The sequence below is a fragment of the Halomonas sp. TA22 genome, from assembly GCF_013009075.1.
Lineage (GTDB): Bacteria > Pseudomonadota > Gammaproteobacteria > Pseudomonadales > Halomonadaceae > TA22.
Genome location: NZ_CP053108.1, coordinates 2,679,785 through 2,700,019, shown reverse-complemented (window position 1 = coordinate 2,700,019; position 20,235 = coordinate 2,679,785). Strand labels below are relative to the sequence as shown.

General features: G+C 59.2%; 25 protein-coding genes. 14 read left to right on the top strand and 11 right to left on the bottom strand.

Features of this window, described 5'->3' with window-relative positions:
* Window positions 1-3 precede the first annotated feature (3 nt).
* The 4 genes from HJD22_RS12755 to flgA all read right to left on the bottom strand — a co-directional run bounded on the left by HJD22_RS12755 (window position 4) and on the right by flgA (window position 3,231).
* Window positions 4-1,578, bottom strand: coding sequence for a GGDEF domain-containing protein (locus tag HJD22_RS12755; RefSeq protein WP_208654148.1), 1,575 nt, complete (start codon window positions 1,576-1,578; stop codon window positions 4-6).
* 133 nt (window positions 1,579-1,711) lie between these two features.
* The gene (locus tag HJD22_RS12750; protein ID WP_208654147.1) at window positions 1,712-2,164 is read right to left on the bottom strand and encodes a flagella synthesis protein FlgN; all 453 of its coding nucleotides are present in this window, start codon (window positions 2,162-2,164) and stop codon (window positions 1,712-1,714) included.
* Window positions 2,164-2,454, bottom strand: coding sequence for a flagellar biosynthesis anti-sigma factor FlgM (flgM, locus tag HJD22_RS12745; RefSeq protein WP_208654146.1), 291 nt, complete (start codon window positions 2,452-2,454; stop codon window positions 2,164-2,166). The genes HJD22_RS12750 and flgM overlap by 1 nt, the downstream gene beginning before the upstream one ends.
* Window positions 2,455-2,520: 66 nt before the next feature.
* A complete protein-coding gene (gene flgA / locus HJD22_RS12740) occupies window positions 2,521-3,231 on the bottom strand; it encodes a flagellar basal body P-ring formation chaperone FlgA (RefSeq protein ID WP_208654145.1) in 711 nt (236 codons plus the stop codon).
* Window positions 3,232-3,435: 204 nt separating this feature from the next.
* On the opposite strand from flgA, the gene flgB reads away from it, so the two are divergent.
* From flgB to HJD22_RS12670, 14 genes are all read left to right on the top strand, one after another.
* A complete protein-coding gene (gene flgB / locus HJD22_RS12735; RefSeq protein ID WP_208654144.1) occupies window positions 3,436-3,849 on the top strand; it encodes a flagellar basal body rod protein FlgB in 414 nt (137 codons plus the stop codon).
* 17 nt (window positions 3,850-3,866) lie between these two features.
* Window positions 3,867-4,274 (top strand): flagellar basal body rod protein FlgC, encoded by a 408-nt coding sequence (gene flgC, locus HJD22_RS12730; protein WP_208654143.1) that lies wholly within the window; start codon window positions 3,867-3,869, stop codon window positions 4,272-4,274.
* A 3-nt stretch (window positions 4,275-4,277) separates the two neighbouring features.
* A complete protein-coding gene (locus tag HJD22_RS12725; protein ID WP_208654142.1) occupies window positions 4,278-4,964 on the top strand; it encodes a flagellar hook assembly protein FlgD in 687 nt (228 codons plus the stop codon).
* Between the two features lie 15 nt (window positions 4,965-4,979).
* Complete coding sequence (flgE, locus tag HJD22_RS12720) at window positions 4,980-6,233, top strand: flagellar hook protein FlgE (RefSeq protein ID WP_208654141.1); 1,254 nt, start codon at window positions 4,980-4,982, stop codon at window positions 6,231-6,233.
* A gap of 26 nt (window positions 6,234-6,259) precedes the next feature.
* Window positions 6,260-7,015, top strand: a complete 756-nt coding sequence (locus HJD22_RS12715; RefSeq protein WP_208654140.1) for a flagellar basal body rod protein FlgF — start codon at window positions 6,260-6,262, stop codon at window positions 7,013-7,015.
* A 15-nt stretch (window positions 7,016-7,030) separates the two neighbouring features.
* Window positions 7,031-7,813, top strand: a complete 783-nt coding sequence (gene flgG, locus HJD22_RS12710) for a flagellar basal-body rod protein FlgG (protein WP_208654139.1) — start codon at window positions 7,031-7,033, stop codon at window positions 7,811-7,813.
* A gap of 45 nt (window positions 7,814-7,858) precedes the next feature.
* Entirely contained in the window at window positions 7,859-8,548 is a 690-nt protein-coding gene (locus HJD22_RS12705) for a flagellar basal body L-ring protein FlgH (protein ID WP_208654138.1), read from the top strand.
* Window positions 8,549-8,570: 22 nt separating this feature from the next.
* Entirely contained in the window at window positions 8,571-9,704 is a 1,134-nt protein-coding gene (locus tag HJD22_RS12700; RefSeq protein ID WP_208654137.1) for a flagellar basal body P-ring protein FlgI, read from the top strand.
* Window positions 9,704-10,780 carry a flagellar assembly peptidoglycan hydrolase FlgJ gene (gene flgJ / locus HJD22_RS12695; protein WP_208654136.1) on the top strand — a complete coding sequence of 359 codons (1,077 nt, stop codon included), beginning with the start codon at window positions 9,704-9,706 and terminating at the stop codon, window positions 10,778-10,780. Before HJD22_RS12700 ends, flgJ begins: the two co-directional genes overlap by 1 nt.
* 77 nt (window positions 10,781-10,857) lie before the next feature.
* A complete protein-coding gene (gene flgK, locus HJD22_RS12690) occupies window positions 10,858-12,495 on the top strand; it encodes a flagellar hook-associated protein FlgK (protein ID WP_208654135.1) in 1,638 nt (545 codons plus the stop codon).
* Window positions 12,496-12,512: 17 nt separating this feature from the next.
* Window positions 12,513-13,430, top strand: coding sequence for a flagellar hook-associated protein FlgL (gene flgL / locus HJD22_RS12685; RefSeq protein WP_208654134.1), 918 nt, complete (start codon window positions 12,513-12,515; stop codon window positions 13,428-13,430).
* A gap of 88 nt (window positions 13,431-13,518) precedes the next feature.
* A complete protein-coding gene (gene fliD / locus HJD22_RS12680) occupies window positions 13,519-14,871 on the top strand; it encodes a flagellar filament capping protein FliD (protein ID WP_208654133.1) in 1,353 nt (450 codons plus the stop codon).
* A 39-nt stretch (window positions 14,872-14,910) separates the two neighbouring features.
* On the top strand, window positions 14,911-15,237 hold the full coding sequence (locus tag HJD22_RS12675; RefSeq protein ID WP_208654132.1) for a flagellar protein FliT: 327 nt from the start codon (window positions 14,911-14,913) through the stop codon (window positions 15,235-15,237).
* Between the two features lie 53 nt (window positions 15,238-15,290).
* Window positions 15,291-15,653, top strand: coding sequence for a flagellar protein FlhE (locus HJD22_RS12670; RefSeq protein WP_208654131.1), 363 nt, complete (start codon window positions 15,291-15,293; stop codon window positions 15,651-15,653).
* Between the two features lie 10 nt (window positions 15,654-15,663).
* Here HJD22_RS12670 and fliR read toward each other — a convergent pair whose 3' ends face one another.
* From fliR to fliL, 7 genes are all read right to left on the bottom strand, one after another.
* Window positions 15,664-16,455: a flagellar biosynthetic protein FliR gene (gene fliR / locus HJD22_RS12665; RefSeq protein ID WP_208654130.1), complete on the bottom strand. Its 792-nt coding sequence runs from the start codon at window positions 16,453-16,455 to the stop codon at window positions 15,664-15,666.
* A gap of 7 nt (window positions 16,456-16,462) precedes the next feature.
* Window positions 16,463-16,732: a flagellar biosynthesis protein FliQ gene (gene fliQ, locus HJD22_RS12660; RefSeq protein WP_208654129.1), complete on the bottom strand. Its 270-nt coding sequence runs from the start codon at window positions 16,730-16,732 to the stop codon at window positions 16,463-16,465.
* Between the two features lie 34 nt (window positions 16,733-16,766).
* On the bottom strand, window positions 16,767-17,486 hold the full coding sequence (fliP, locus tag HJD22_RS12655) for a flagellar type III secretion system pore protein FliP (protein ID WP_208656741.1): 720 nt from the start codon (window positions 17,484-17,486) through the stop codon (window positions 16,767-16,769).
* Between the two features lie 44 nt (window positions 17,487-17,530).
* Window positions 17,531-18,088, bottom strand: a complete 558-nt coding sequence (gene fliO / locus HJD22_RS12650; RefSeq protein WP_340163044.1) for a flagellar biosynthetic protein FliO — start codon at window positions 18,086-18,088, stop codon at window positions 17,531-17,533.
* Window positions 18,085-18,585 (bottom strand): flagellar motor switch protein FliN, encoded by a 501-nt coding sequence (fliN, locus tag HJD22_RS12645; RefSeq protein ID WP_208654128.1) that lies wholly within the window; start codon window positions 18,583-18,585, stop codon window positions 18,085-18,087. Before fliN ends, fliO begins: the two co-directional genes overlap by 4 nt.
* Window positions 18,578-19,624 (bottom strand): flagellar motor switch protein FliM, encoded by a 1,047-nt coding sequence (gene fliM / locus HJD22_RS12640; RefSeq protein ID WP_208654127.1) that lies wholly within the window; start codon window positions 19,622-19,624, stop codon window positions 18,578-18,580. The genes fliN and fliM overlap by 8 nt, the downstream gene beginning before the upstream one ends.
* Window positions 19,625-19,687: 63 nt before the next feature.
* A complete protein-coding gene (fliL, locus tag HJD22_RS12635; protein ID WP_248730245.1) occupies window positions 19,688-20,173 on the bottom strand; it encodes a flagellar basal body-associated protein FliL in 486 nt (161 codons plus the stop codon).
* Between the last annotated feature and the right edge of the window lie 62 nt (window positions 20,174-20,235).

The following is a 20,235-nucleotide window of genomic DNA, read 5'->3' as shown; positions in this document are numbered from 1 at the left end:
TGCTCATGCTTTGGGAGGGGAGGCGGGGGAGACACTCGGCTGGTAGAGGGAGATCTTCGCTCGCCCGCCACGCTTGGAGAGGTACATGCCCTGGTCGGCGGCATGAATCAAGTCGAAGACATCGGCGAAGTCACCATCGTCGAGATTAGCAATGCCGATCGATGCGGTGACATAGAGGTGGCGGGTACCAGTATCGGCCAAAGGGCGCTCTGCCAAGCGGTGGCTCAAGCGCTCGGCAACCTCGAGCGCTTGAGCATTGCCTGCACCTGGCATGAACAGGAGAAATTCCTCGCCTCCATAACGCCCTCCCAATATCTGTTCGTCTAGCTGCTCCTTGAGCAACTCGGCGAATGCCTTCAGTACCTCATCTCCCAGTCGATGGCCATGCTCGTCGTTGAGCTTCTTGAAGTGGTCCAGGTCGATGAAGATCACGGCCAGTGAGATGGCATTGCAACGTGCCCGCTCAAAATGTTCGCCAAGCAGCTTTTCGAGATAAGGCCGGTTATAGAGGCGCGTCAGGCCATCGAAGCGCACACGCTGATCGAGCGCCGCGTGGCTATCCCTGAGCTTCTGGAGCTCTTTTTGTTGGATGGTCAGTTGCTTGTTTAGCCGCAGGCTGTGGGTATGGAGCAGCTGCTTTGCCTCGAACAGAATCTGGCGGGCATCGAAACCTGATGGTTGGGTCAGCGCCATCAGGGTCGAAAGGCGGGGCAGTTCGATCTGCAACGACACCACCAACTGATCGAAAGTGACGTCATCGAGGGCCAGGGCATGGGTGATTTGCGGCAGTACCACGGCCAGTTCGAGTGCGGGGATCGGTGCCAGCCAGGCGTCGGCCATCGTGCCGGAAGCGATGATGCAGCGCTGAAGAAGACTCTCCTCTTCGAGATTGGCATGGCTTGAGGTAATTCCCTTGACCAGCCTGGCGGGAAGTTGCCACTGGGCCGCTAGCCAGCCCCCTATCAATGCATGGTCGCATCCCCATAACGCTCTCTCACGCTTGCAAAGTGAAACATGATCGTCGCTGCTCTCGTACAGCTCTCCATAGAGTGTTGGGACGCATGCATCCAGCGCGAGCATGCCAATGTCTTGCAGCAAGCCAAGAGTAAAGGCGCACCCTGACGTGGGCAGGCGGTGGTAGCGGGCAAGGCGCTGGGCAATGAGGGCTGCGAGCAGTGAGCGTTGCCAGAAGTGAGTCAGATCGAGGCGGCTATCGTCCTTCGGCAGGGAGGTGTTGGCAAGGCCAAACCCGAGCGCTATCGATAGCGTCGCATCCAGCCCGAGCCGGGATACCGCATCCTGGCAGGTGACGGTGGGCAGGGCGGGAGCATGAAAGACACTGTTGGCCATGGAGAGCAGGCGCAGTGTCAATGCGGGATCCTGTTCGATGGCAGAGGCGTACTCATGCAGACCGCTGTCTGCCGACTGCGCTAAATTGATGACCTTCAGGACTGATGAGGGGAGCGAGGGCAGAGGAGAGACGAGCGCAAGTTGGTCACGCAGTGTGTCGGGCAAATCCGTAAAGGTGTTGGCGAAACTGGTGCTATTACGCTTCAAAGGGTCGGCGGTTTGCAACACTCCTTATGCTCCCTTCAATGCCGCTGTCGCCTTTTAACTGTAAGGTTAAGTAATAGCGCGTATGTTTTAGGTAAAATTCATTGTCGACTATTGATGAGTTGACGCGCTTCGTCAAGTTCGCAAACGTCGTGGTCTAGACCTTGGAGGAGACGTTGGCAAAGCGCTGGCGCGGAGCTTGGCCATCGGGGCCATACAACGTCTTGCCTGTCACGTCGTGTAGAAAGTTGAGTGTGCGCTGATTGAGGCGTAGTCGGCCTTGTATCAATTCGCCATTGAGTTCGTTGAGACGCCGCGCACGTTCGGTGAGCTCGCGCATCTTACTCCACTCGCCGAGGCAGTCGTAATCGCGTGCCGCCTCTTCTGCGCCTGACAGACCATCGGCATAGCCGAGTTTATGCTGGGCCTTTCGCCGCTGAGCCTCGAGCTGATCAAGTTCAGCGAGCAGCTCCTGCTTGATGGTGGCGATGCCATTGAGACGCTGCCCATCGATCTGCCCCGGTATGAGGGCTTCACGCTCCTCGAGCAAACTGGTTACCAGTGCCTCGAGGCGCTGATGCTGGCGGGTGAGATGGGCGGCGAGACTCATTAGCGTGAGGAACCTGAATTGTCGTTGAGCATGTCGCGGATGCTGTTTAGCAGACCATCGGCGATGCGCTCGGCGTGGATCTCCAGGCGGCCCTCACTGATTGCCTGGCGTATCTCCTCGACACGAGCGCTATCGATATCCTGGCTGCTGTTAGCGCCGGACTGGCTCAAATGGGTGACTGCCGCCGGTGTGCTGGCCTTGCTGCCGGCGGTGCTGGGTGTGCTCTTGGGAGCGCCGCTCAACTCACTCTGATTGGTGCGATTCAGCGGATGGGAGCTATCGATTTTCACGGGAAGCCTCTTTGGTTCATGCCTTTCCTCTAGTATCGGCCAGGAAACGATGAACTTGAATCGAATTTAGTAAATCACTTCTAGACGATTGTGGCCGCTGACCCGGGCTCTCAACATGTCGCGGTTATCGAGGCGTACCCGGACTTCGCTGCCCATGGCACCGCTATCCAGCGCCTCGCCTTCACGGCTGATGGAGAAGCCGCTGCCACTCGCTTCGATGCGAACCCTGGCGCCACGCTCGACCAGGTAAATTTCCCGCAACAGCTGAGACGTCAGCGGCATGCCCTCGCGCAGGGGTCTGGCGGCCTGCTGGCCTACCGCCTGGCTCATGTCGGTAATGACATCGCGGGGCATGCGTCCCATTGAGGCTTCGCGCAGTTCCAGCATCCCGGCATCGAGAATCGTGCCGGGAGCGAGGTCGCGTCGAACGGTCACGTACTCGCCAATCACAGTCACCGTTGCTTGCATATAGCGCACCTGCCCTCCTTGGTCACCGCAGCGTACCCCTACCGAGACACGACCGTTAAGCGTGGCATTGGCATGCGGCAGGAAGGGCTGCGGATCGATGCAGGCCGGAAGGTGCGCCGATGGGGGGTGAACTTCGATATGCACTTCGCTTCCCAGCGACTGGCTCTGCTCGTAAAGGAAGGCGTTAACCCGATCGGTCAGCTCGGTCTGGGCGGTGCTGTTGGCTTCGGCGCTCAATGCAAGGGCAAGGCCCAGCAGGCAGGCAAGCAGCGATAGGGACCAGCGCAAGGCAAGAGTGGTGCAAGACATAGGACTCTCCAGCGCGGTCTGCCGCGAGAAGGAGTGAATGAGCAAGGATCACGATTCTAGGCATTGGCACCAGAATGCATCGTCGAAAATGAAGCGGGATTCACGGTCTGTTTGCGGCTTTGCCAGGACAGCCGTTCATCTAATCTTCACGCTGACCCAATACCCCTGTGGCCGCACCGGTCACGCAAGACGGAGGTTCAATGGATGATCGATCAGCTCGATGGTGCCCTGCGCTTTCATCAGGAGGCTTTGAACCTCCGTGCCGAGCGTCATGAGGTACTGGCAAGCAATATCGCCAATGCCGATACGCCCAACTACAAGGCGCGTGACATGGACTTTTCCCGCGAACTGTCTCGGGTGATGGAGAGCGGCCGCCAGAGTGGCAGCGGTATGGCACTCGCCACCACCTCGGCCCGGCACATAGAGGCCAGGAGTTCCGCTCCTGCCATTCAGGAGTTGCTGTATCGCATCCCGGATCAGCCAAGTCTCGATGGCAACACTGTGGATATGGACCGCGAGCGTACCCAATTCGCCGATAACGCGGTGCGTTACCAGGCCGCCCTGACCATGATCAACAGCCGTATCCAGGGTCTGAAGACCGCGATGCAGCCCGAATAATACGCAGGAGTCACACGATGTCGATGTTTTCCGTATTCGATATATCCGGTTCGGCGATGAGCGCCCAGGCGCAGCGCATGAACGTTACCGCCAGCAACCTGGCCAATGCCGATAGCGTGGCCGGTCCGGATGGCCAGGCGTACCGCGCCAAGCAGGTGATGTTCGAGACACAGGCGCAGGGGCGTCACGGCACCGGTGGGGTGCGAGTCTCTCAAGTGGTCGATGACCCAAGCCCGATGCGCTTGGAGTACCGTCCCGAGCATCCGCTGGCCAATGAGGAGGGCTATGTGACCATGCCCAACGTCGAGCCGGTCCATGAAATGGTCAACATGATCTCTGCGTCGCGCTCCTACCAGGCCAACGTCGAGGTGATGAACACCAGCAAGCAGATGATGCTCAAGACATTGACGCTGGGCGAGGGCTAAGCCGTGAGTAACACGATCGATAACAGCGTGCTCAACAGCCTGAATACCACCAGTACGAGCAAGAATCAGAGTGCTTCCAATGACATCATGAACGATTTCATGACGTTGTTGATCACCCAGATGCAGCATCAGGATCCGCTTGATCCGATGGACAATCATAACCTGACCTCGCAGATCGCACAGATCAATACCGTCGCCGGGATCGAAAAGCTCGAGACCACTCTGAAGGGGATCACCTCTCAAATCGATGCCAGCCAGATGCTCCAGGCCTCCGGCCTGATCGGGCAAGGCGTACTGGTGCCGGGCGACCGCATCCAGCTGGCTATCGACGAGTCGGGGCAGGCCTACAGCACGCCCTTCGGCGTCGAGCTGGCACAGTCGGCCGAGAATGTGAAGGTCACGATCACCAATGCCAGTGGCCAGGTGATCAATCAGTACGACATCGGTCCGGTCAGCGCTGGCGTCGAATCCTTCAGCTGGGACGGCAAGAGCAGTGATGGCCAGCAGGTAACGGCGGGCAGCTATCGCGTCAGTATCGAAGCGACCAGCGATGACAAGGCGATCGCCGTCGATACGCTCAACTACGCCGTGGTGGGGGGTGTGACGCCCAGCCAGAACGGTAGCGTGCGCCTCGACCTGGGCGCTGTGTATGGTCAGGTCGCGCTGAGTGACGTCAAGCAGATTCTCTAACTTCGAGGAAAGATCATGAGTTTTTCACAAGCATTGAGCGGTCTGAACGCTTCCGCCACCAAGCTGGGTGCCATCGGCAACAACATCGCCAACTCCCAGACGGTGGGCTTCAAGAGCTCCAGTGTGCAGTTCGCCGACGTCTATGCCAATAGCCGTATCGGCCTGGGTACCCAGGTCGCCGGAGTGCAGCAGAATTTCAACGCCGGCAATATCGAGGCGACCAGTCGTAACCTCGACCTGGCCATCGCCGGTGACGGCTTCTTCCGCTTCCAGCAGCCCAATGGCGAGGTGGTCTACTCGCGCAACGGCCAGCTGACCATGACCGCGGCCGGTGCCCTGATCAACTCCCAGGGCGCCAACATCATGGGCTACCCCGCGGATGCCGATGGCAATATCCAGGTCGGTGGTGCACCGGTGGCACTGAGCGTGCCGGCGGACGACATCCCTGCTCAGGCCACCAACCAAGTGGATATCGGCATGAACCTGAATGCCGGCGAAGCGATTATCGATCGGGCCGCTACCCAGTTCGACATGGGCAACCCCGCCAGCTACAGCTACGCCACCAATGCCACGGTCTACGACTCGCTGGGCAACGCCCGCAACATGACGCTCTATTTCACCAAGGTGAGTGAAGCTGCCAATGGCAGCGCCTGGGAAGTGCAGGCCAAACTCGCGGGTGTCGATGAGCCGATACAGGTTACACAAAATGAGGATTTGACCACTACTCCTCCTACCGCAGCTAGCTTGTTGACGTTCGATACCAGCGGTAGCTTGAGCGGCGCCGATAACTTCGATGTCGTGTTCGATGACCTCCCCGGCGCGGCACCGCTGGCGTTCAATCTCGACCTGTCGGGCGCGACCCAGTTTGCCAACACCTCCACGGTCAGTTCCCTGACCCAGGACGGTTACACCTCGGGTGCCCTGGTTGGCATCACCATCGAGAACGATGGCACAGTGATGCGTAACTACTCCAACGAGCAGTCGCTGGCGGCCGGTCAGATCGTGCTGGCGAACTTCCGCAACCCCGAAGGACTGACACCGGTGGGCGACAACGCCTGGGTGGCCACGGCCGCTTCGGGACAGGAGCTGGTCGGCGCGCCGGGTACCGGGCTGCTGGGTGGCCTGCAGGCCGGGGCGCTGGAGAGCTCCAACGTCGACATGTCCCAGGAGCTGGTCGACATGATCGTCGCCCAGCGCGCCTACCAGGCCAACTCCCAGACCATCAAGACTCAGGATGAACTCCTGCAGACCGCCATCAACCTGCGTTGATGACGGCTGAACGGGGGAACTGACCTATGGATCGCATCCTTTATACCGCGATGAGCGGCGCCAAGCAGAGCATGACCCAGCAGGCAGTGGTCAACAACAACTTGGCCAACGTATCGACCGCCGGCTTCCGTGCCCAGCTGCATGCCATGCGCGCCGTGCCGGTGCAGGGCGATGGTGCGTTGCCGACCCGCGTGTCGGTAGCTGCCACCACACCTGGTTCGGATTTTTCACAGGGGCCGATGATGTCGACCGGCCGTGAGCTGGACGTGGCCCTCAAGGGCAATGCCTGGCTTGCCGTGCAGACCGCTGATGGTGGCGAGGCCTATACCCGGCGTGGCGATCTGCAGGTGGATGGCAATGGTGTGGTGCTGATCACCGGGCGTCCGGTGATGGGCGAGGGCGGCCCGATCATCGTGCCGCTGGGCTCCAGCGTCTCGATAGGTGCGGATGGCACCTTGAGTGCGATCGGCGCAGGCGAAGACCCTGATGCCCTGGTGGATGTCGGCCGCCTCAAGTTGGTGACTCCGGACGTGGCCATGAACCGCGGCGATGATGGCCTGTTCCGTCCACCGCTGAACGAGGAGGGCGAACCCGGCATCCTCCAGGCCAATGAAGAGGCGCGTCTGGTCAGCGGGACGCTGGAGGGCAGCAACGTCAGCGCCATCGAGAGCATGGTGGCGATGATCGACGTAGCCAGGCGCTACGACATGCAGATGAAGGTCATCGACAGTGCCAATGAGAACGCTCAGCGCGCCAACAACCTGCTCTCCATCCAAGGGTAAACAGAGGCTATACGCATGATCAATTCACTCTGGACCGCCAAGACCGGTCTTGAATCTCAGCAGGTGCAGTTGGATGTGATCTCCAACAACCTTGCCAACGTGAGCACCAATGGCTTCAAGCGCTCGCGGGCGGTATTTGAAGACCTGCTCTATCAGAACCTGCGTCAGCCCGGTGCGCAGAACGATGTCCAGAATCGCCTGCCTTCCGGTTTGCAGGTAGGCACTGGGGTGCGCCCGGTCGCCACCGAGCGTCTGCATACCCAGGGCGGGCTGCAGAATACCGAGAACTCGCGCGATCTGGCGATCAATGGCCAGGGCTTCTTCCAGGTCCTGCTGCCCGATGGCTCCACCGCCTATACCCGGGATGGCAGTTTCCAGATCGATGAGAACGGCCAGATGGTCACTGCCAACGGATATCCGATGGAGCCGGCGATCATCATCCCCGATAACGCGCTTTCGCTGAGTGTCGGCGAGGATGGCATCGTCACGGTCACCCAGCCGGGTACCACGCAGAGCAACCAGATCGGCCAGATTACCATCTCCACCTTCGTCAACCCGACGGGGCTCGAGAGCATCGGCGGCAACCTCTACCTGGAGACGACTTCATCGGGTCCGCGTAATGAGTCCATGCCGGGAATGAATGGTGCGGGTCGGTTGTTCCAGGGCTATGTGGAAACCTCCAACGTCAATGTGGTGGAGGAGATGGTCAGCATGATCCAGACCCAGCGTGCCTATGAAATCAACAGCAAGGCGGTGCAGACCAGCGATGAGATGCTGGCTCGCCTCGCCCAGCTGTAACCCGTCGTCGATGGCGATGCAGTACGGATCCAAGCGGAGCGCAATATGAAGCGGTGGACTTCCCCCTGGCGTAATTGGCGCCTGTTGAGCCTGGCACTGATCGTATCGGTGCTGGCGGGCTGCGCGCAGATGCCGCGCCCTTCGGTCGTCGGTGAGCAGGAGCAGGTGATGATACCCGACCGCTTGCCGCCCGAGCCCAACGGTTCCATCTATCAGGCGCATCGGGGCAGCCATCCGCTGTTTGAGGATCGTCGTCCCCGCATGGTCGGCGATATCCTGACCATCGTTCTTGACGAAGAGGTGAGCGCCAGCAAGAACGCCCAGAGCAATGCCAACCGTACCGGTTCGTCTGGGCTCAATATCGCTCAGGTGCCCGATGTGTTGGATATCCTCGAGGAGTATGGCTTCGATCTCACCGGTACCAGTGCCTTCAGTGGCGGCGGTGGATCCCAGGCCAACAACAGCTTCACTGGCACGATCACCGTCTCGGTGCTTGACGTGATGGCCAATGGCAACCTGCGGGTGCGCGGTGAAAAGCAGATCGCCATCAACCAGGGAGTCGAGTTCATCCGCTTCTCCGGGGTGGTCAACCCGCGCACCATCACTGGCCAGAATACCGTGCCCTCAACACAGGTCGCTGATGCACGCATCGAGTACGTTGGCGATGGTTACATCAACGAAGCACAGCACATGGGGTGGTTGCAGCGCTTCTTCCTCAATGTGTCGCCATTCTGATCGGGATCGACTGACTATGTGCATGCTCTCTTTCCCTTCTTTGCCGCTCGTGCGGGGTCTGCTGCGACTGGTGCTGATATCGGTGCTGTGGCTGGGCCTGGTCATTCCGGCCCAGGCCGAGCGGTTGCGTGAGCTTGCGACCTTCGCTGGCGTACGTGACAACGCTCTGGTCGGCTATGGCCTGGTGGTGGGACTCGACGGGACTGGCGACCAGACCATGCAGGCTCCCTTTACCGGCCAGAGCCTGACCAACATGCTCTCGCAGATGGGCATTACCGTGCCGGCAGGCACCAACATGCAGCTGCGCAATGTCGCTGCGGTGATGGTCACGGCCGATCTGCCGCCTTTCTCGCAGCCTGGCCAGCGGCTCGACGTCAATGTCTCCTCCATCGGAAATGCGCGAAGCCTGCGTGGCGGCACACTGTTGATGACACCGCTCAAGGGTGCCGATGGCGATACCTATGCCATCGCCCAAGGCAACCTGCTGGTAGGCGGTGCGGGCGCGGCGGCAGGGGGCAGTAGCGTGCAGGTCAACCAGTTGGCCGGTGGGCGCATCGCAGGCGGGGCCATGGTCGAGCGTGAGGTACCGCTGCGCCTTGGAGCCAATGGCGGTATTCTGGATCTGCAGCTCAAGCAGGCGGATTTTGGGACTGCTCAACGCGTCGTGGCTGCAATCAATGGCGCCTTTGGCTGGCCGGTCGCCGCCGCTCAGGATGGCCGCACGATTCGCCTCCAAGGACCGAACGATGCCAACGATCGAGTCAACTTCATGGCGCGTATCGAGGAGCTGCAGGTCACGCCGACCGAGGCGCCGGCGCGGGTCGTGCTCAACTCGCGCACTGGCTCGGTGGTGCTCAACTCGAGCGTGACCCTGCGCCGTGCAGCCGTCGCGCATGGCAATCTGTCGATCATCATCGATACCCGCTTCGGTGTCAGCCAGCCGGCACCCTTCGGGGCGGGAGAGACGGTGGTCGTGCCTGACGCCAATATCGAGATCTACCAGCAGGACGCCTTCCTGCAGATGGTGGAGGGGGCGGACCTGGTGGATGTGGTCAATGCGCTCAATGCACTGGGAGCCACCCCAGCCGATCTGATGTCGATCCTCGAGGCGCTTAAGGCGGCGGGCTCGCTGCGCGCCGATCTGGAGATCATTTGATGAATGCGCATGATCTTGGGGGTCAGTTCGCCCTCGATACCCAGGGCATCCAGAGGCTGCAGCACACGGCACGTCGTGACCCCAGCGCTGGCCTGCCCGAGGCCGCCCGGCAGTTCGAGGCGCTGTTTCTGAACATGATGCTGAAGAGCATGCGCGAGGCATCGCCGCAGTCGGATCTGTTTAGCAGCCAGCAGAGCGAATTCTACAATTCGCTGCTTGACCAGCAGTGGTCGCAACATCTGGCGGGGCGCGGCTTCGGTCTTGCCGAGCAGCTGATCAACCAGCTGGAAGGGCGCGGCCTGGTGCCGGTACAGAGTGTGGCGCGCACTCAGGCGGATGAGCTGATTGCCGGCATTCCCCGCGGTACACCGCGCGTGCTGAGCGATGCCATGCATGGCAGCAATGCATTGCCCCCCGAACAGGATTTCCTTGGCGAGATCGATGCACGCAGGCCTCCAAGCTTCATGGATGAGCTGAATGTCCAGCTTCCGGGACAGGCTGTCGCCGAGCCGAGTGCTGCCCCCCGAACCGAGACAGTATCGCGCCCCACGCAAACCGGAGAAGGCAGTCGCGCCGAGCATGTGCAGCGCTTCATGGACAAGCTGGCTCAGCCCGCACAGGCCGCAAGTCGTGCCACGGGCGTGCCGGCCGAGCTGATCCTGGCCCAGGCGGCACTCGAGACGGGCTGGGGACGCCACGAGATCCCCACGTCTGGCGGGGGCAACAGCTACAACCTCTTCGGCATCAAGGCGGGCAGCCGCTGGCAGGGGGCGACCACCGACATCACTACCCATGAATACATCAACGGCCAGCGCACCCAGATGAAGGATACCTTCCGCGCATATCGCTCGTATGAAGAGGCCTTCACCGATTATGCGCGGCTGATCGGTGACAACCCGCGTTATGCGGGAGTCGTCACTGCCGCGAATGCCGAGCAGGCTGCCTACGCCTTGCAGAGTGGCGGTTACGCCACGGATCCGCGCTACGCGAGCAAGCTGATTGCGGTGATGAACACTATGGGAGCGGTCGAACCATTGCCCGAACGCTCGCTGGCCGGCGTCTTTTTCTCCTATTGATTGGGCCTGATTAGCGGATGGCTAAAGATTCTCGCCCCGGGGTCGATAAGCAGTGATAACAGGTTAAGGAATCCAGCATGAGCATGTTCGCGATCGGTGTCAGTGGCCTCAATGCGGCGCAAAGTGCGCTTTACACCACTAGCAACAATATCAGCAATGTTTATACCCCCGGATACAACCGTGAGCTGGTGATCCTAGGTGAAAGTCCGACCGGCTCGGGCGTGCGTGTCAATGATGTCCAGCGCCAGTTCAACACCTTCGTGGCGAACCAGCTGAATGCCTCGACCAGCGCCAGCTCGGCCCTTGCCGCCTACCAGTCGCAGATCAGCCAGATCGATAATCTACTGGCCGATGATGAAGCTGGCCTGGCCCCGCTGATGCAGAACTTCTTCTCTGCACTTGGTGACCTCTCCTCATCGCCCTCCGATCCTGCCGCTCGGCAAGGGGTTATCGGTACCGCCGAAACGCTGAGTGCGCAAATGCGGGCATTCGATGGCTATTTGCAGGATATGCAAAAAGGCGTCAATGGTCAGATCTCCGGGGAAGTCGAACAGATTAATATGCTCAGCGAGCAAATCGCTAAGCTCAACAAAGAGATTACGCTAGCGACGGCGCGGACGGGTGTAGCGCCCAATAATCTGCTCAACCAGCGCGATAACCTCGTGGCCGAGATGAGCAAGCATATCGATGTGCAGCTCGTCGTTCAGGATGGTGGGAGCTACAACCTCAATCTGGCCGGGGGGCAGCCCCTTGTGTCCGGCACCATCAACTATCAGCTCGAGGCGATGGCATCCCCCTACGATCCCCAGCGAACTGTCGTTGGCTATCGGGATGCGTCGAACAATATCGTCGCCCTGCCTGAGACGGCCATCAAGGGCGGGACGATGGGTGGTCTGCTGAGCTTCCGTTCCGAGGCGCTCGACAAGGCTCAGAATCAGCTAGGCCAGATGGCCGTATCGCTCGTCGCTGGTTTCAATGCGCAGCATGAGCAGGGGGTCGATCTCAATGGCAATCTTGGCGAGGCGTTTTTCTCGTTAGGTTCGCCGCAAGTCTATGCGCATGGCAAGAATGCCGTGAATGGCGCCCAGGCTTCCGTCGTTTTTGGCGATGTATCGAAATTGACCACGGCGGACTATACCGTGACGGTAACGGGCGTGGACGGTGGTGAGCCGACGTTCCAGGTCGTACGCAAGGATAGCGGACAGATCGTCGAAGCCACCTTCGAAAACGATACGTTGAGCTTCGGCGGAGTCGAACTCACCTTCGAGGGCGGCCTGGTAGCAGGCGACCGTTACGAAGTGCAGCCGGTGCGTCGGGCAGCCGGTGGTGTCGAAACGCTGATCAATGACCCTGCCAAGATTGCGGCAGGTCAACTCAATGATGGCAGCGTGTCGGGGGCAGGGGACAACCGTAATGCCTTGGCGCTACAGGGGTTGCAAAACCAGAAGCTGGTGGCGGGAAATGCCACGCTCAATCAAGCCTATGCCTCCATGGTCAGTGATATCGGCAACAAGACCAATGTCGTGCAGGCCAATTTACAGATGCAGCAAGGGCTGACCGATCAGCTGCGTGCGGTGCAGCAGTCCGAGTCCGGTGTCAATCTCGACGAGGAGGCGGCCAACCTGATGCGTTATCAGCAGTTCTACCAGGCCAATGCACGCGTGATCGAGACTGCGACGACGATGTTCGACACCATTCTCGGTCTGCGGACCTGATTCGGAGAGTCACTACGATGCGTATTAGTACCGTTACCATGTTCGAGCAGAGCGCTTCGTCGATGAATCGCCAGCAGAGCGAGTTTCTCAAGATCAGCCAGCAGATGGCCACGGGCCGCCGGGTCGTCAACCCCTCCGACGATCCTCAAGCAGCTTCACGAGCACTTGGCGTTTCACAGTCGATTGCCGTGACGCAGCAATATACCGATACGCGGATAATGGCGAAAAACACGCTATCGCAGACCGCCAGTGTCATCAACAGTGTGACCGATGGCATTACCAGCGCTCGTACGCTGATAGTACAGGGTAACAACGGCACGCTGAGCAATGCCGACAGGCAATCTATTGCTAGTGAACTCGACGGTATCTATCAGACCATGCTGGGTCTGGCCAATACCACCAATGGTAATGGCGACTATTTGTTTGGAGGGTTCAAGAATGACGAGCCACCCTTCAAAATGGCCAGTGTCGATGATGGCCCTGATTTTGTCGAATACCAGGGTGATGACAATACCCAGACACTGCAGGTCGACCCTACACGCCAGATGCCGGTGCAGGAGAACGGAGCGGCTATTTTTGGCGATGTCTTCACGACTTTAGAGAAGGCCATCGCGGCACTCGAAACGCCGATCGTGACACCGGAGGATCAGGAAGCGTTCAATGAGGCGATGAACAGTGCGCTGCGTGAGTTCGATGCAAGCCTGGATAACGTGCTCACGATAGGCGCCTCGGTGGGTGCAAGGCTCAATGAACTCGATGTGCTGGATTCTGTTGGTAATAACCGCATGCTCAACTACCAGCAGACGCGCTCTGATCTCGTTGATCTCGACTACAACAAGGCGATTTCCGACTACTCGATGCGTCAGGTAGGGTTGCAAGCGGCCCAACAGACGTTCGTGGGTATCCAGGGCCTATCGCTGTTCAACTATATGTAATTACCCGACGGCAGTGACACTCTTGGCGCCACTGGCATGAATAGCGGGCGCTGGACAGGAATGCGGTTGACGCAATAAAGGAAGCCATATGAGCACCATCACCTCCCTGGGGATCGGCTCGGGCCTTGACCTGAACGGCCTGCTCGATGATCTTGAAGCGGCCGAGCGCTCGAAACTCGAGCCCATCGTCAAGCAGCAGGAGAGTCATCAGGCAACGATATCGGCCTATGGTCAGCTAGAAGGGGCGCTTGGCAATCTGCAATCCGCCACTGCTGCACTCAACGACCCCGCGACTTTCCAAGCAGTGGGCAGTGATGTTCGTGGCGATAGTGTGCAGGCCGCAGCAAGCGCCAACGCCGTACCGGGGCAGTACCAGGTCGAAGTGATGCAGCTTGCGCAAGCCTCTAGTGTCGCAACGCAGGGTGTCGCCGATACCACCACCCAATTAGGTGCTGGCACGTTCACCTTTACCTTCGGTAATGGCGACACGCTTGAAGTGGAAATTGATGAGGAGGCGAGCTCGCTCGCAGAGATACGCGACGCCATCAATGCCAAGAATGGTGGTGTCAGCGCCTCGATCATCAACGATGGTAGCGAAGAAGGCTACCGCTTGGTATTGGCTTCCAGCGAGACGGGAACCGACGCTGCGATCACCAACGTTGATTTCGGCACCTTGGGAAGTGAGCTTGCGTTGGATGCAGATACGCAAGTGGCCGCACTCGATGCGAAGCTCAAGGTCAACAATGTTGAAATAACCAGTCAGTCCAATATGGTCGACGGGGCTATCCAGGGTGTCACCCTGAGTCTTATGGATACTGGCAACTCGACGATTACAGTAAGAAAGGATACCGATGTCGCCAAGCAGGCGATCTCTGATTTTGTCGATAGTTATAACGCGCTGCGCACGACCATCAATCAACTCACCAGTTTCAATGCAGAAACGGGAGCGGCTGGTGAGCTTTTAGGCGATAGTACGCTACGCAGTATCGAAAGCCAGCTGCGAGGCGTGCTGAATGGGGGAGTCGAGGGAGACGACGGCTTCAACTGGCTGCATGAAATGGGCATCAGTTTGAAGCTCGATGGTACCTTGGAACTGAACAGCGCCAAGCTCGATGAGGTGATCGCAAGCGATCCTACTGCAGTAGAAAAATTCTTTGTCGGCAGCGGCAATACCTCCGGTCTAGCCAAGCAGCTCGATGACATGCTGGGTCGGACACTGGCGGATGGAGGGCAGTTGGATAATGCAGTCAGCGGTCTTGAATCCAAGATCGATCGACTGGACCAGCAGTATAGTCGTACCGAACAGCAGATCGAGACGACTCTGTCGCGCTATAGGACGCAATTTACTCAGCTGGATATGATGATTGCCCAGATGAATCAGACAAGTGACTACCTGACCCAGCAGTTCGAGATGATGAATGCCCAGCTCAATCGGTCATAGTGGGTCGTTGATATGCGGCAAGACAGTAGGGGATATCCCATGAGTGAGATGATCGCCAGTTATCAGTCTCTGCTGTCAAGCGCCGCACGATTACTGGAAGCGCTGAAGCGCTCCGATTGGGATGCCTTGACCGATCTCGAGGCTGAGTATCGTGAGCAGTTCGAGCGCGTACAGAACGCCGACGCGACGCCTCAGCAGGATCCCACTATCTTGCGACGCAAGCAGCAGTTGCTCGGTGAGCTTCTCGAACACGATCGCGAGATCCGCAAGTTGATGGGGTCTCGTCGTGAGGAGTTGAGTCGCCTGATGAATATTACGCGCCGACAGGGCAAATTGCATCGCGCTTATGGCGCTCACAGCCAGTGATGGGTAGAACGTACCGCGGGGCGATGTTGCGGTGGGTGATTGCGGGCGCTTTGATGGCGCCCTTGGGCGTTATGGCCTCCGGCAGCTGGGTGGTTTCGGCACCGAGTGTGCGTGTGGCCATGGCCGAGAGAGAGACGCACTCTGCGCCCATGCAGTTCTCCGATGGCAGCGCCGTGTCACGTGGGGCGCGAATCCATAGCGTCAGTTGGCAGTATCGCCTGCCACCCGGTACCCAGGTGCGTGCCTGGCTGTGCCAGGAGAATGACTGCATTACGCTCAATCAGGCGCGAGGCAGCAGCCTTGCTCTGGCTGGGCGCTCAGCCACCCGACCGATGCATTTTCGTTTCGCGCTGCCCCAGGGCCAGAAGAAGATGGTCGAGGTGCGCGAGCTGCAACTTATCGTCAACTACCATTGATCAATGGCCGTCAGCTCAGCGGGGCCATGGCATCGAGCAGTTGCCTGAGAAACAGCAGGCTATCGCCAAACAGTCGTTGAAGGAATCGTCCGATATCGGACATCAGCACCATCAGCAGAAACAGCCCGACGGTAAGCGAGGCGGGAAAACCGATATTGAAGACCGTCAGCTGCGGTGCTGAACGGTTGAGAATGCCCATCGACAGGTTGATGATCAGTAGCGGCCCTACCAGCGGCAGGGCCAGTAGCATCCCCGACGCGAAAATGGTGCCGCCAAAGCGCACAAGCAGCTCGAAGGCGCTTGCATTGAAGCCACCCATGCCTATCGGCAGCATGAAGAAGGTGGAGGCGACAATCTCGATCAGGATGAGATGGCCATTGAAGGCCAGGAACATCAGCAGCGTGATCATGAAGAATAGCCGCGACAGGATCATGGTGTTGGCGCCCGTGTCCGGCGAGAAGAAGGTGGCGAACGCCAGACCCATCTGAAGTCCTATGAATTCACCTGCTGCCTGAACCACAGCGTACATGACGTGCATGGTCAAACCGATGGCGATACCGATCAGCATCTGTTCGATCATGATGCCAAGACTGGCCCAGGAGAGCATCGGTACATCGGGCAGGGGTGGCAAGGTAGGGCCGACCACGACCGTGAGCAGAACCGCCAAGCCGATCTTAGCCTGGTTAGGCACGCTTGAGTGGCCAAGCAGCGGCGAAGCCATCAGGAAAGCCGAGATGCGCACGAAAGGCCAGAAGAATAGCAGTAACCAGGCCTGGAGCTGGGCAAAGGTGACCTCTACCATGGCAAGGCTAGATCAACATCAGCGGAATGTTGGTGAACAGATCGCGAGTAAAATCGGTGATCAACTTGAGTAGCCACGGTCCGGCGAGAACAAGCACGGTAAAGACACCCAGTATCTTAGGGATGAAGGAGAGCGTCATTTCATTGATCTGGGTCGCTGCCTGAAAGAGACTCACGATCAGACCCGTCAATAGGGCCGTGATCAGCAGAGGCGCGGCCAGTAATAACGTGACGCGCATGCCTTGGTAGGCCATGCTCATTACCACTTCGGGGGTCATGTTGCTGCGCTCCTGTCAGGTAGCGTAGGGGGCGTCATAGGTAGAAGCTTTCAGCCAGTGAGCCGATGATCAATTGCCAGCCATCTACCAGCACGAACAGCATCAGTTTGAAGGGCAGGGAGATGGTTGCCGGCGGCACCATCATCATGCCCAGCGACATCAGGACGCTGGCGACCACCAGATCGATGATCAGAAACGGAATGAAGATGGTAAAGCCGATCTGAAAGGCGGTCTTGAGTTCACTGGTGACGAATGCCGGCATCAGTACTCGCATGGGCACGTCTTCAGGCCCCTGCATAGGGCCGACATCAGCCAGCCGAGCGAATAGTGCCAGGTCGGGCTCACGGGTCTGCGCCAGCATGAATTCGCGGAAAGGCTGGCTGCCAATGGTCAAGAATTGCTCGAAATTGATGTCATTGTTAGAGAGCGGTACCCAGGCACTCTCATAGACCTGAGAAAACACCGGCGACATCACGAAAAAGGTCAGGAATAGTGCCAGTCCCAGTAGAACTTGGTTGGGCGGCGCCGACTGTGTACCCATTGCGGTACGTAGCAAACTCAATACGATGACGATACGGGTGAAGCCGGTCATCATCAGTAGCAAGGCCGGAAGAAAGGCCATCGAGCTAAGCAGCAGCAGGGTTTGCAGCTGGATGGACCACTGCTGGCCGCCATCGCCGGTAGGCTCGCTGATCAGTCCGGGAATTGCCTGGGCAAGCGCCGTCGAAGGCAGCGCCGTTAGCAGCAGGGCCAGTAACGCGAGACAGCAGGCCGCAGCGTGGCGATTGACGATATGGGTCACGACTCTCCCCGTGAGCGATGGCGCGCTCGGCCCAGTGTCTGTGTTGCATTGTGCTTCAGCGCGTAAGCGAAGCGGCCAGCGAAGCTCGTCGCCTCCGCGCCTGTTTTCTCGGGATCCGGGGGAGTGACACTCCGCGCCGGTTCGATGGGTGCCGACAGTTCATGCAGCTTGTTCACCTGTCCTCCACCGACGCCCAACACCAGCCAGGTGTCTTCCACCTCGACGATGACCACACGCTCGCGACTACCCACCGCCGTGCTGCCAACGACTTTCAGGCGTTGATTCTGAAAGTGGCGATTGGGCCCCAGCCGGCGCAGCAAATAACTGCATAGCAGGATGATGGCGATCACCAGCGCCAGTGCGGCGGCAGTCTTGCCCATCGCGGCCATGCCCAGCAGCGTATCGCCGCTGGCAGTGGCCGTATCCACTGTCGCGCTTTCCAGGAGTGGCCTGTCGAAGTAGGAGCGCTCCATGACGGGGGCCAGCTGGCCTCCCTCCCTCTGGGCGACTTGCTGAGCAGCGTCGAGTGCGGTGGTGGAAAGCAGCTCGCTCATCGATTGAGTTTCTGCACTCGCTCGGAAGGGGTAATGATTTCCGTGATGCGAATCCCGTACTTGTCATCAACGACCACGACCTCTCCCTGAGCGATCAGATAGCCATTGATCAGGATATCCATTGGCTCGCCGGCGAGTCCTTCGAGCTCAATCACCGACCCTTGGGCCAGCTCGAGGAGCTGCTTGATGGTGATGCGCGTACGGCCCAGCTCGACGGTGAGCTTGACGGGAATGTCCATCACCATTTCGAGGTCGCGCATGGCGCCGCCGCTCTGGCCCTTGTCCAGGGGCTTGAACACCTGCGCCCCGGCGGATTCCACCTGGGGTGGTGCCACCTCGGGTTCGCTGGCGCCCTGCTCGGCCAATGCCTCCGCCCAAGGGTCGTCATCACTCGCACTGTTGTCTTGCTGCTCCGCCATGGCGCTGGCCCAGTCATCCTCAAGCGGCGCTTGTGACGTATTGGAGGCGTTCTGATCGGGGTTCTTGGGATCAGTCATGTTTCGATTCCTTGGCTTGCGGCGTTGACCCTTTGACGAAAGTTTCCTTGGCCGACTTGGATGACGGGGCGTGTTCGATCAACTCGTGGACACGTAATGCGCGCTGGCCCTGCTGGCTGCCATATTCACACTTCATGACAGGTACGCCGTCGACACGAGCGGTAACGATCTCGGGCAACTCGATGGAGAGCACGTCGCCTTTCTTGAGCGACATCACACGTCCGATGGAGCTCGAGACTTCGACGAAGTCGGCGATCAACTCGACATGTGACTGCTTGATCTCGCCGGCCATGCGCTGCTCCCACTGGCGCTCCTCTTCAGGATGGCTATCGGTCAGCGGTCCGCTGAGCTGGTCGCGCAGTGGCTCGATCATCGAGTAGGGCATGCATATCTGGAAGTCGCTGCTCAAGTTGCCGACTTCGAGATGGAAGGTGCTGTTCACCACGATCTCGTTGGGAGAGCTTGTGATGTTGGCGAACTTCACCTGCATCTCGGAGCGCAGGAAGTCGACCTCGAGAGGGTAGACCGAGCGCCACGACTCTTGATAGGCATCGATAGCAAGTGCCAGCAGGCGGCGAATGATGCGCTGCTCGGTATGCGTGAACTCACGCCCCTCGGACTTGGTAAGAAAGCGTCCATCGCCACCGAACAGATTGTCGACCACCATGAACACCAGGCTTGGAGGAAATACCACCAAGGCTGAGCCTCGTAAGGGCTTGAGGGCGATCAAGTTCAGGTTGGTCGGTACCGGAACGTTGCGGGCGAATTCACTGTAACTTTGATATTTGACCGCATCGACGGTGATATCGGCGCTACGTCTGAGCAGGTTGAACAGGCTCATCCGGAAGTGCCGGGCAAAACGCTCGTTGATGATCTCCAGCGCATGCAGGCGCTCTCGGATCACCCGGTGCTGAGTGGCCGGATCGTAGGGACGCACGCGTGCGCCGTCGTTATCGGTCGGAGCGGCGTCTTCCTCACCGCTGACACCCTTGAGAAGGGCATCGATCTCTTCCTGCGAGAGCAGATCGTCTTGGGACATGTGGCTATGCGCTTCTGTCGGACTCAGGGAAATGACCGTCTGGCGACGACGAGAGAAAGCGTTCTACTGGACAATGAAGTCGGTGTAGAGCACGTCGTTGATCGTCAAGAACGGTTGCGGATCGGTCAAGGGCTGGTCGAACAGTGCCAGGATATCGTTGGTGAGCGCCTGCTTGCCCTCCGGCGTGGTCAGCGTTTCGGCCTCCTGACTAGAGAGCAGCATGAGAAGTCGGCTACGTACCTGTGGCATGTGGGTAGTGATCACCTCTTGTGTCGCGACATCGCCAACCCGCAGCGACAGCCCCATGTAAAGCAGGCGCTGATCGTAGTGACGGCTTTGCAAGTTCACGGTGAAGGGGGAGACGTTGACGAAGATTGGCTCGGCGGCGCGAGGCGCTTCGACTTGAACCTGCGCTGCGCTGGGGGCATCGCCGCTGCGACCGTCCATGAAGTAGAACATGGCCGCGGAGCTGCCCATGGAGAAGAGAATGATCAGGATGCCGATGATCCACCAGGGCTTACGGCCACCTTCAGTACGAGTCTTTGCCATTGTGTTTGCCACCATCAATTAGTCGACCAGCTATGGTCCGATCCAGAGACAATTATGGCGAT

Coding starts and splice junctions, on each gene's coding strand:
- flgG (WP_208654139.1), top strand. CDS start 7,031: ATGATCAATTCACTCTGGACCGCCAAGACCGGTCTTGAATCTCAGCAG.
- HJD22_RS12675 (WP_208654132.1), top strand. CDS start 14,911: ATGAGTGAGATGATCGCCAGTTATCAGTCTCTGCTGTCAAGCGCCGCA.
- fliL (WP_248730245.1), bottom strand. CDS start 20,173: ATGGCAAAGACTCGTACTGAAGGTGGCCGTAAGCCCTGGTGGATCATC.
- fliD (WP_208654133.1), top strand. CDS start 13,519: ATGAGCACCATCACCTCCCTGGGGATCGGCTCGGGCCTTGACCTGAAC.
- flgK (WP_208654135.1), top strand. CDS start 10,858: ATGAGCATGTTCGCGATCGGTGTCAGTGGCCTCAATGCGGCGCAAAGT.
- flgB (WP_208654144.1), top strand. CDS start 3,436: ATGATCGATCAGCTCGATGGTGCCCTGCGCTTTCATCAGGAGGCTTTG.
- HJD22_RS12670 (WP_208654131.1), top strand. CDS start 15,291: ATGGCGCCCTTGGGCGTTATGGCCTCCGGCAGCTGGGTGGTTTCGGCA.
- fliR (WP_208654130.1), bottom strand. CDS start 16,455: ATGGTAGAGGTCACCTTTGCCCAGCTCCAGGCCTGGTTACTGCTATTC.
- HJD22_RS12715 (WP_208654140.1), top strand. CDS start 6,260: ATGGATCGCATCCTTTATACCGCGATGAGCGGCGCCAAGCAGAGCATG.
- fliM (WP_208654127.1), bottom strand. CDS start 19,624: ATGTCCCAAGACGATCTGCTCTCGCAGGAAGAGATCGATGCCCTTCTC.
- HJD22_RS12705 (WP_208654138.1), top strand. CDS start 7,859: ATGAAGCGGTGGACTTCCCCCTGGCGTAATTGGCGCCTGTTGAGCCTG.
- fliN (WP_208654128.1), bottom strand. CDS start 18,585: ATGACTGATCCCAAGAACCCCGATCAGAACGCCTCCAATACGTCACAA.
- fliQ (WP_208654129.1), bottom strand. CDS start 16,732: ATGACCCCCGAAGTGGTAATGAGCATGGCCTACCAAGGCATGCGCGTC.
- flgJ (WP_208654136.1), top strand. CDS start 9,704: ATGAATGCGCATGATCTTGGGGGTCAGTTCGCCCTCGATACCCAGGGC.
- fliO (WP_340163044.1), bottom strand. CDS start 18,088: ATGAGCGAGCTGCTTTCCACCACCGCACTCGACGCTGCTCAGCAAGTC.
- HJD22_RS12750 (WP_208654147.1), bottom strand. CDS start 2,164: ATGAGTCTCGCCGCCCATCTCACCCGCCAGCATCAGCGCCTCGAGGCA.
- flgE (WP_208654141.1), top strand. CDS start 4,980: ATGAGTTTTTCACAAGCATTGAGCGGTCTGAACGCTTCCGCCACCAAG.
- flgC (WP_208654143.1), top strand. CDS start 3,867: ATGTCGATGTTTTCCGTATTCGATATATCCGGTTCGGCGATGAGCGCC.
- flgA (WP_208654145.1), bottom strand. CDS start 3,231: ATGTCTTGCACCACTCTTGCCTTGCGCTGGTCCCTATCGCTGCTTGCC.
- HJD22_RS12700 (WP_208654137.1), top strand. CDS start 8,571: ATGCTCTCTTTCCCTTCTTTGCCGCTCGTGCGGGGTCTGCTGCGACTG.
- flgL (WP_208654134.1), top strand. CDS start 12,513: ATGCGTATTAGTACCGTTACCATGTTCGAGCAGAGCGCTTCGTCGATG.